Source organism: Alkalibacterium sp. s-m-28 (assembly GCF_054658175.1).
Window position 1 is genome coordinate 22,360 of sequence record NZ_BAAGIQ010000018.1, and the last position, 9,575, is coordinate 31,934.

General features: G+C 43.1%; 6 protein-coding genes. 3 read left to right on the forward strand and 3 right to left on the reverse strand.

What is annotated here, in order from left to right; all coding sequences use genetic code 11:
* Window positions 1-210: 210 nt before the first annotated feature.
* A complete protein-coding gene (locus ACYQ4S_RS04375; protein ID WP_459769603.1) occupies window positions 211-1,812 on the reverse strand; it encodes a C40 family peptidase in 1,602 nt (533 codons plus the stop codon).
* Between the two features lie 243 nt (window positions 1,813-2,055).
* On the opposite strand from ACYQ4S_RS04375, the gene trhO reads away from it, so the two are divergent.
* Both trhO and ACYQ4S_RS04385 read left to right on the forward strand, forming a co-directional pair.
* Window positions 2,056-3,021: an oxygen-dependent tRNA uridine(34) hydroxylase TrhO gene (gene trhO, locus ACYQ4S_RS04380; RefSeq protein WP_459769605.1), complete on the forward strand. Its 966-nt coding sequence runs from the start codon at window positions 2,056-2,058 to the stop codon at window positions 3,019-3,021.
* Window positions 3,022-3,208: 187 nt separating this feature from the next.
* Window positions 3,209-6,040, forward strand: a complete 2,832-nt coding sequence (locus tag ACYQ4S_RS04385; protein ID WP_459769606.1) for a transglycosylase domain-containing protein — start codon at window positions 3,209-3,211, stop codon at window positions 6,038-6,040.
* 144 nt (window positions 6,041-6,184) lie between these two features.
* On the opposite strand, the gene ccpA is transcribed toward ACYQ4S_RS04385, so the two are convergent.
* Window positions 6,185-7,186: a catabolite control protein A gene (gene ccpA / locus ACYQ4S_RS04390; protein ID WP_346025579.1), complete on the reverse strand. Its 1,002-nt coding sequence runs from the start codon at window positions 7,184-7,186 to the stop codon at window positions 6,185-6,187.
* Between the two features lie 228 nt (window positions 7,187-7,414).
* Between ccpA and ACYQ4S_RS04395 the strand changes: the two genes are divergently transcribed.
* Window positions 7,415-8,512: a M24 family metallopeptidase gene (locus tag ACYQ4S_RS04395; protein ID WP_459769608.1), complete on the forward strand. Its 1,098-nt coding sequence runs from the start codon at window positions 7,415-7,417 to the stop codon at window positions 8,510-8,512.
* 357 nt (window positions 8,513-8,869) lie between these two features.
* Here the strand turns inward: ACYQ4S_RS04395 and ACYQ4S_RS04400 are convergent.
* On the reverse strand, window positions 8,870-9,575 hold a 706-nt coding region (locus tag ACYQ4S_RS04400), incomplete at its 5' end, for an RNA-guided endonuclease TnpB family protein (RefSeq protein WP_459769609.1).

Below are 9,575 nucleotides of genomic sequence, written 5' to 3' on the forward strand. Positions count from 1 at the left end.
GTCTTGGAACCCACTCAGGTTATAATGCAGCCTCAAGTCTGTCCTAGCCAAATATATAAAGGGTGCAGGTCTACAAAAATATGCTGAGATTACTGAGAGCTGAATCTTGGATCAATATCAGTTGCTTGTTCACTACTTGAGGGGGAAAATCTGGCTATAAACTCAAAAAGGGACATGCCCGTTCAGGCATGTCCCTTTTTGAGTTTGCTATTAATATCTTCCGTATCCTACAAATCGAGCACCCCAGTAGCCAGTGTGAGCGTTGGTATACGCGACACCCGTACTAGTCTGAGAACCGATAAAGCGTCCGCCGCCAACATATATCCCTACGTGAGAAATTGTAGATCCATTTTCAGAGAAGAAAATCAAATCGCCAGGTTGCGCGTCACTTCTGGATATCTTTCTTGAAGAGGCATACTGTCCAGCTGCTGTACGTGGCAGTGAAATGCCTACTTGTCTAAAAACAAGAGATGTAAATCCGGAACAGTCAAGGGCACTTGCCGTACTTCCTCCCAGCTGGTATCTTGTTCCCAGCAATCTAGTTGCATGTGGCTGAAGTGTTGCCCAGCTTGTTCCTCCGCTTGGAGCAGGAGCCGGTGACGGTTGTGGTGCTGGTGCAGGCTTGTTGGATGATTCATTTGAACTTCCACCTGATCCATTTCCACCACCATTGTTACCTGAATTACTGCCTGAGTTATTACCAGAGTTGTTTCCTAAATTATTTCCATTTCCGGAATTACCCCCAGAACTGTTTCCTGATTCTGCCGGAGTGCTGGAGTTGACTTGGTTTCCAGAATTATTGTTGTTAGATGATTCAGTATTTGATGCAGAGCCTCCGTTATTTCCAGAAGATGCTTGGTTTCGGTCTGAGTTGGATGGTGCAGCTGGGGCACTAGTTTCTGAGCTGGATGATTCCGGCTCAGAATCCTCAGAAGATGATAATGAGACCTGTATTTCAGCCTCTTCTTCAGCACGTGCTGCAGCTTCTCTTTCTTCCTGTTCACGCTGCTCGGCTTCAGCTCGTCTCTGTTCTTCAGCTTCACGAGCCGCCTGTGCAGCTTCCTCACGTGCTACAATCAGTTGAGAAACAGCTTGTTCTGCTTCAGCTCTCTGCGAAAGATAACGATCTCTGTCAGACTGTGCGGTGGCTCTTTCTGCTGCAATCTGTGCAACGAGCACTTCTTTTTCAAGTCTCTGCTGTTCGAGGTCCTGAGAAATGACTTCAAGTTCAGCACCCAGTGCATTCTGTTGAACGATCGTCTGTTCAGTCCGTTCCTGCTTCTCGGCAACTGCTTCCATGTCTCTTACCTGTGCTCGAACCAGTTTACGGTTAGATGACACGAGACTGGACACAATATCAATTCGGCCGATGATATCCGTTAGTGATTCAGCCTCTATGATAAATTCGATATAGCTGGTCGTCTGTCCATCGACCTGGATTTTTCTGGCCTGACTTTCCAGCTGTTCAGTTCGCTTGGAAATAATGTCTTCGAGTTCAGCAATCTCCTCCTGAAGCTCTTTCATTTCAGCATGAGCTGCTTCCAGTCGCTCAACTACTTCATTGATTTTATCTTCATTGGCAGTGATATCACGATCGAGAGTCTTTAACTCGTCTTCTGCATTGCGTACCTGTTCCTGAAGAGAACTGATTGTTTCTTCAAGGTTATGTACCTGATTGTCGGTCTCTTCAATGATTGATCTTTGTTCATCAATTGCATCGTTAAAATCGTCTGCTGATACACTCGGTACAGCAGAAAATGTACTAAGTAATAGTGCACTTGATAAAGTTGACAGTATAAGTTTCTTGATCAACAAAAGCCCCTCCATTAATCGTCAATTCATAGTTTTTAGATGTCAGCGTTTTAATTTATTGGATAAAGTATAACATTATGTCGAGATGTTTAAATTTCAAGTATATTACACTTAGATGTCAATTTTACATTCGAAATGGCTATACTCCCTGAGACTACTTGCATTTTGTAAGCGAAACGACTATACTTTTTAGTGATTCCATAAGAATGGACTAGATCATACCCAGCAACAGGAGGAAATTAAATGAGTGATTATCGTGTATTGCTTTACTACAAATATGTAAAAATAGACAACCCTGAACAATTCAGAACCGAGCACCTGGCTTTATGTAATGATATCGGGCTAAAAGGGCGCATTCTCGTTTCGGAAGAAGGAATTAACGGAACTGTCTCCGGTACAGTCGAGCAGACTGATGCTTATATGGAAGCTGTAAAATCTGACGAGCGCTTCAATGACCTGTTCTTCAAAATGGATCCTGCGGAGGGGCATGCATTCAAGAAAATGCATGTCCGTTATCGTCCCGAAATCGTCTCTCTAAGTTTGGGTGAAGACGACCTCGATCCGAATGAAATTACTGGGCAATATCTAGAACCTACTGAATTCAGACAAGCGCTGGAAGATGAGAATACAATCGTTCTTGATGCGAGAAACGATTATGAGTACGATCTGGGTCATTTCCGAGGTGCTGTACGTCCTGAAATCCGATCCTTCAGAGAACTTCCGGAATGGATCAGGAAAAACAAAGAAAAATTTATGGACAAACGCATCGTTACCTACTGTACGGGAGGGGTACGTTGCGAGAAATTGAGTGGTTGGCTTCTTAAAGAAGGGTTCGAAGATGTTGCTCAACTTCATGGTGGGATTCATAACTACGGTACGCACCCTGAGACTCAGGGTGAACTGTGGGACGGAAAAATGTATGTTTTCGATGGCCGCATCAGTGTGGACATCAACCGCAAGGAACATACTGTTATCGCTAAAGACTGGTTTGACGGTACACCGTGTGAACGTTACGTTAATTGCGGCAACCCATTCTGTAACCGTCAGTTCATTACTTCCGAAGAAAATGAGCACAAGTATTTAAGAGGCTGTTCTCATGACTGCCGTGTTTCACCGGAAAACCGTTACGTCAAAGAGCATCACCTAAGCAGAGAAGAAGTGGCCGAACGATTAGAAAAAATCGGAGAAACTCTACCTGAAACAGTCTAACCATTAATCCTTTACGTAAAATGATTCCTATTTTCGTAAAGGATTTTTTCTTGCAGGTACTTAACAATTCTGTCACAGTCCACTCATTTATATGTGCTTTATCTCCTCAATTATTTTATTTCTACCCTTATTTTGCTATAATATAGCAAGCTACACGACTATTAAATCAAACTTAAAGGAGTTCATAATGAAGCGTTCTGAAGAAAAGAAGCAAAGACAGACAGAAGAAACGAATGAACCCTCACGTTTCGAGAATGTTGTCTATTATTTTGATATTTTTTATCGGGTCGTCAAGTCCCTTATTATTATGCTGGTTGTCATCCTTCTTGTAGGAGGTTCACTAGGAGCTGGAGCGGCAGTCGGATATTTCGTTTCACTGGTCAATGGAACTGACATTCCTGACCATGAAGTGATGGTCCAGCAGATTTACGATTTTAACGAAACATCAACAATGTATTATGCAGGTGGAGAAGTGATCAGTGATCTGAGAGCGGATCTCATGAGGACACCAGTTGAACTGGAACAGATGTCTCCACTTCTAGTTGACGCGATTATAGCAACGGAAGATGAGTACTTCTTCGATCATGAAGGAATCGTTCCTAAAGCTATCGCCCGTGCCCTCGTTCAGGATCTGACAGAGTCTGGTGCCTCTACTGGTGGATCGACTATAACACAACAGCTGATCAAACAACAGATCATTGGCGGGGAAGTTTCGCATGAGCGTAAAGCTAATGAGATTCTTCTTGCCATGCGCATCGAGAATTATATGGATAAAGAAGAAATTCTGGAAGCCTACCTGAATGTATCCCCGTTCGGCAGAAACAATAAAGGCCAGAATATTGCGGGTGTTGAAGAAGCCGCTCAAGGGATCTTTGGAGTTCCTGCATCAGAAGTGACCCTTCCTCAAGCCGCATTTTTAGCTGGACTGCCTCAGCGTCCAAACGTCTTCAGTCCTTATACAAACACTGGTGCCATCAAGGAAGATCAGGAACTTGGCTTGCGCAGACAGCGAGAAGTACTGTTCAGAATGTACCGTGTAGGGCTCATCACTTACGATGAGTATCAGGAAGCTTTAGAATACGATCTGACACAGGACTTTTTAAATCGTGAAGAAATCGCTTATGAAGATTTGTCTTATGTTTATGACCGTGCAGAATTTGAAGCCCGTCGTATTCTAGTTGTTCAGGCACTCGAACGTGACGGTATTACGAATGAAGAACTGGAAGAAAATCCTGATCTATTAAGTGAGTATGAAGAACAGATTCGTTCTGAGATTAGAAATGGCGGTTACCAAATTCATACAACGATTGACCGTGATGTTCACCATGCAATGGAAGAAACCGTAAGAGAGTATCAGGATCAGCTAGGAGCTGAACAGACTTACACATGGGAAGATGCAGACGGGAATACTCAGTCCACTACTCTTCCTGTTCAATATGGCGGATCATTGATTGATAATGATACCGGACGAATCATCGGATTTATCGGTGGAAGAGATTATGAACTAAGTCAATTTAACAATGCATTTCAGATGAACAGAAGTCCAGGGTCAGTCATAAAACCGCTCGCAGTATACGGACCGGCTATTGACGCTAACCTTCTTAATCCCGCTACTATCATACCTGATACAGAGGTTGAAATAAGAGATGAGTGGAATCCAGCTACTGGAGAATGGAATTATTACACTCCGACAAACGTTGGAGCCACAACTAATGAGTGGCTGACTGCCAGAGAATCTCTTGAGGATTCAAAAAACTTGGCTGCCTTTAAAATTCATGCTGAATTAATGAAGGAAGACGTCGATCTGGAAAGTTACATTAGAAATATGGGAATTACTGCTGACGATGTTGCGCCTGAAACAATCAGTTTCCCTTCGTTTTCTATCGGTGGACCTGATGGCCCCTCTCCTGTCGGCCTGATCAGCGCATTTTCAACTATTGGAAATAACGGTCAGCATGCAGACGCCTACATGATTGAACGCATCGAAAACAGTGCAGGTGAAATTATTTATGAACATGAAGTGGAACAGACTGAAGTATGGAGCCCGGCTTCCAATTATCTGCTAATCGATATGCTACGAGGAGTTCATACTGATGGGACTGCACAAGGAACCATTGATCAGCTGAATTTTTCTTCAGACTGGGTATCAAAAACAGGAACTACTCAGGATCGTCACGACGTCTGGTATATCGGCAGTACCCCAAGCGTATCATTTGGAACATGGATGGGGTATGGAACAAACGAGCTCTCATTAAGAGATGACTTTGGTCTCCATCCAAGCAGACGTAACCGAGACATGTGGGCACGCATTATGAATGCTGTCCATGCGGTTAATCCGGATATTCTTGGTGTGGGCGAAACCCATGCTCGTCCTGATGGTGTAACTGAAGATTCTGTCATAGTAGATACTGGTATGAAAGCCGGTGAAGTTGAAGCCCCTGACGGATCGACATTCAACTACTCTGGTAATACACATACTGAACTGTTCAAGTCAGATAACGTTCCTGGAACCACAGTTTATGACTTTGCAATCGGAGCAACAGATGAGGAATTGGAAGAATTCTGGGGTCGTGCATTATCTTCCGACGACGATGATGATGATGATGATGATGACGATGAAGACGATGAAGACGATGAAGAAACAGAAGACGATGCTGCTTCAGATGACGAGTCCAATGGCGACGAGTCATCTGAAGCACCTGAACCTGAACCAGAATCTGAGCCGGAACCTGAAGACGATGAAGACGATGAAGAAGAATCTTCTAACGGAAACGGTAATGGCAACGGGAATGATAATGCCTCATCCAATGGAAATAACGGATCGAGCAACGGAAATGAGTCGTCTGATGATAATGACGACTCAAATGACAATGGATCATCTAACGGAAACGGCAATGGCAATGGATCATCTAACGGAAACGGCAACGTCAACTCTGAAGCCACCCCACCGTCTGACAAAAATGATGATGACGATGATAATACAGATGACGATGATAATACAGATGACGAAGAAGAATAAATTCTAATTGAAACAGCTGCTCACCTTAACTGGTCAGCAGCTGTTTTTTAATTTACCTTTTCCATATGATTATGATGGCCTTAATTAAAAATGCATTGTTAGCGCAAAAAAAGGACAGCCAGTACAGCTGTCCTTTATCACCTTTTATTTAGTTGTTCCTTTAGCATCTATCGTATATGGAAGTTTGACAGTCTTTTCGTCAATCTCTTCTTTATTCATCAATTTAGTCAATAGACGCATCGCTACAGCACCAATATCATACAATGGCTGAACGACGGTGCTCATCTGCGGACGGGTCATTGCTGTTAGTTTTGAGTTGTTAGATGTGATAAGCTCAAAATCTTCAGGAATTGATACCCCTCTATCAAGGGCAGCATTAAGAATTCCGACTGCCAGTTCGTCATCAGAGACTACTGCTGCGGTAGCGCCAGCTTTTTTAAGTTGTTCAAATACTGCTTCGCCTACTTTGTAGGTGTATTCAGATTGAAGAACTAGATCTTCGTTATAAGAGATGGACGCTTTTTCAAGAGCTTTTTTATATCCGTTCAGACGATATTGTCCGTTAATTGGCTCATCGTGGCTTTCGGAAATAAATGCGATCTTGCTGTGTCCGTTTCCTACCAGCATATCTACGCTATCTTCAGTAGCTGTTTCGTAATCAATATTGACACTGCCTACTTGTTCATCCGGGTCAACAGTACCTGCCAGTACGACCGGTGTGCGGGAACGGGAAAACTCAGCTCTAAGTTCTTCTGTAATTTTGTTACCCATGAAGATCACACCGTCAACTTGTTTGGCCAACAGTGTGTTGAGCACCTGAACTTCTTTCTGTTCATTTTCATCTGAGTTTGCAAGAATAATGTTGTACTTGTACATCGTTGCAATATCATCGATGCCTCGTGCCAGAGAAGAGAAATACAAATTTGTGACATCTGGAATGATGACTCCAACCGTAGTTGTCTTCTTGCTTGCGAGCCCTCTTGCTACGGCATTAGGACGATAGTCCAGTCTGTCAATGACGTCCAGAACTTTCTTTCGGGTAGTAGGTTTGACATTCGGGTTACCGTTGACTACGCGTGACACCGTAGCCATGGATACTCCGGCTTCACGTGCCACATCATAAATCGTAATTGTTTGCTTATCCATTATTTAATCTCCTTTAACATATATAGAATAAAAATCTTGTGAGCGCATACTTCTGTTAACAGAATAACAGGAAATGTAACCTTTTTCAATTAAATCGATAAATTTTCATGAAATTTTCTAAAACTTTTTCAGAAAAGGCTTTCTTCATAATCATTCTATCATTTTCTATTCTAAAAGAGAAGTTTTTGGTACACTAAAACCACGATTAATTTAAAAGGATGGATAATTATGAACCCACTTGACGCATTTAAAAAATATATGATTGATCAGACCTTGTCTTTTGTATATATTGACAATCCGGATACTATCGCCCATCTTACTGGTTTCTACAGTAATCCTCATGAGCGCGTACTGGCTCTACTAATCACGGCTGACTCCACTCAATTACTTGTACCAAAACTGGAAGAATCTGAAGCCCGCTCCTATGGTGCCGTTGATATAGTGACTGGCTATAAGGATGAGGACAACCCTTGGGCGATCCTGAAAGAGAATGTTGCAGAGGACGGATTATTTAACACAATCGGCATCGAATCAGATTATCTTGTAGTAGACCGCTATCATCAGTTGATGTCACTCTTCCCTGATGCTTCATTCAAGTCTGTCACATCATACCTTCAGAACATGAAAGTAATTAAATCCGGTGAAGAGATTCTTATAATGAAAGAGGCTGGTTATCTGGCTGATGAAGCCCTGCGTGTCGGCATGGACGCCCTATCCACAGGCATAACTGAACAAGAAGTCGTTGCTGTCATTGAGTATGAGATGAAAAAATTGGGTGTTAAAGAGATGAGCTTTGATACGATGGTGCTGTTTGGCGATCACGCTGCCAGCCCGCACGGCACTCCTGGAGATCGAAAGCTTCAGGCCGGTGAACTTGTGCTCTTTGATCTCGGTGTGGTCTATAATGGGTACACCAGTGACGTGACACGCACGGTCAGTTACGGGGACCCTTCACCTAAGCTTAAAGAGCTATACTCCTTTGTGCTTAACGCTCAAAAAACAGCTCAGGCAGCTGTACGGCCGGGCATTACAGCAGGAGAATTGGATGCTGCGGCAAGACAGATCATTACTGAATCAGGTTATGGCGACTATTTTACTCATCGCCTGGGTCATGGCCTGGGGCGATCTGTCCATGAATTTCCTAATATTGCCCCAGGAGTCACCATCCCAATACAGACCGGCATGTGCTTTTCTATCGAACCTGGCGTATATATAGAAGGAACGGCAGGCATTCGAATTGAAGACTGTCTGGTTGTAACTGATAAAGGAGCTGATCCTTTTACCCAGACTACTAAAGAACTAATTGTTCTTCCAGTTAAAGAATAAAAAAACTCCCTTATAATACACATATTGACTGTAGAGCAGAGAGCCTGCAAGTCACATGTACTATAAGGGTATCTTTTTATAGGAAAAAATCATCTTCTTCAAGACGTTTCTGTTTTGATTTTTCCATTACTGTCAACGTTCCATCTGATTCAAGGATCGCTGCATAACTTCCAAATGCAACAATAATCATTCTTTTGAGACTCCCACGGCTAAAGCCGCAAGCCCGAACCTTTCGGTTTGACGGGTGGGATTCTTGAGTGCTTGTACGAACGCAGTCCATTTCTGTTTTGTTCAAGCCTCAAGGTGAGGGCATCTCATTGCCCCTCCTAAGACAGTGCATATAGCATCTTAGGCTGGTTAACTGTGACCGTCAACCACAGGTGCATAGCGAATATTCATTGCACCAACGATATCCCTGTGTTTTTCAAATCCACAACTACACCGATACTTTCGGTCCTTTGCTTTATTCCTTTCGGTACATTTCGGGCAGGTTTGGCTGGTATGTGCAGGGTTCACATACTCCACTTGTATGCCTTCCAATGTTGCTTTGTATTCAATGAATGTCGCTAATCGGTAGAAGGACCAAGTGTGCAAATTCTTTTCGTTTTTACGGCTTGTTCTTGCCGTCTGCCGGATATTCGCCAGTTTTTCCAAGCGAATGACAGAAATGTGGTTATCTTTTGCAAAATCAATGATTTGACGACTAACCTTGTGGTCTTGGTCTTTCATCCATCGTTGTTCTTTGTCTTTTGAGTGGCGGATGGCATTCAGCTTCTTTCGTTCCCCAAGTGCTTTTCTTTCCGAACGAAATTGTCGTTTCATATATTTGTTTCGCCGTCCGTTTCCGAAAAAGCGCACTTGTTCGTCATCGGTGACTGCCGCAGCTGGGACTTTGAGTCCTAAATCCACGCCCATGACTTTCGTGCCTGTTTTCTTGGTGGTGGAGATTGTCACAGCGATTTGCGCTATCCATTTATTTGACTTTTTGGTGACACGTAGTGTCCCTAATTTGTGTTTTAGCAAATCAAAATTTCTATTCTTCTTATCCACCATTAAAGCCCGG

Coding starts and splice junctions, on each gene's coding strand:
- trhO (WP_459769605.1), top strand. CDS start 2,056: ATGAGTGATTATCGTGTATTGCTTTACTACAAATATGTAAAAATAGAC.
- ACYQ4S_RS04385 (WP_459769606.1), top strand. CDS start 3,209: ATGAAGCGTTCTGAAGAAAAGAAGCAAAGACAGACAGAAGAAACGAAT.
- ccpA (WP_346025579.1), bottom strand. CDS start 7,186: ATGGATAAGCAAACAATTACGATTTATGATGTGGCACGTGAAGCCGGA.
- ACYQ4S_RS04395 (WP_459769608.1), top strand. CDS start 7,415: ATGAACCCACTTGACGCATTTAAAAAATATATGATTGATCAGACCTTG.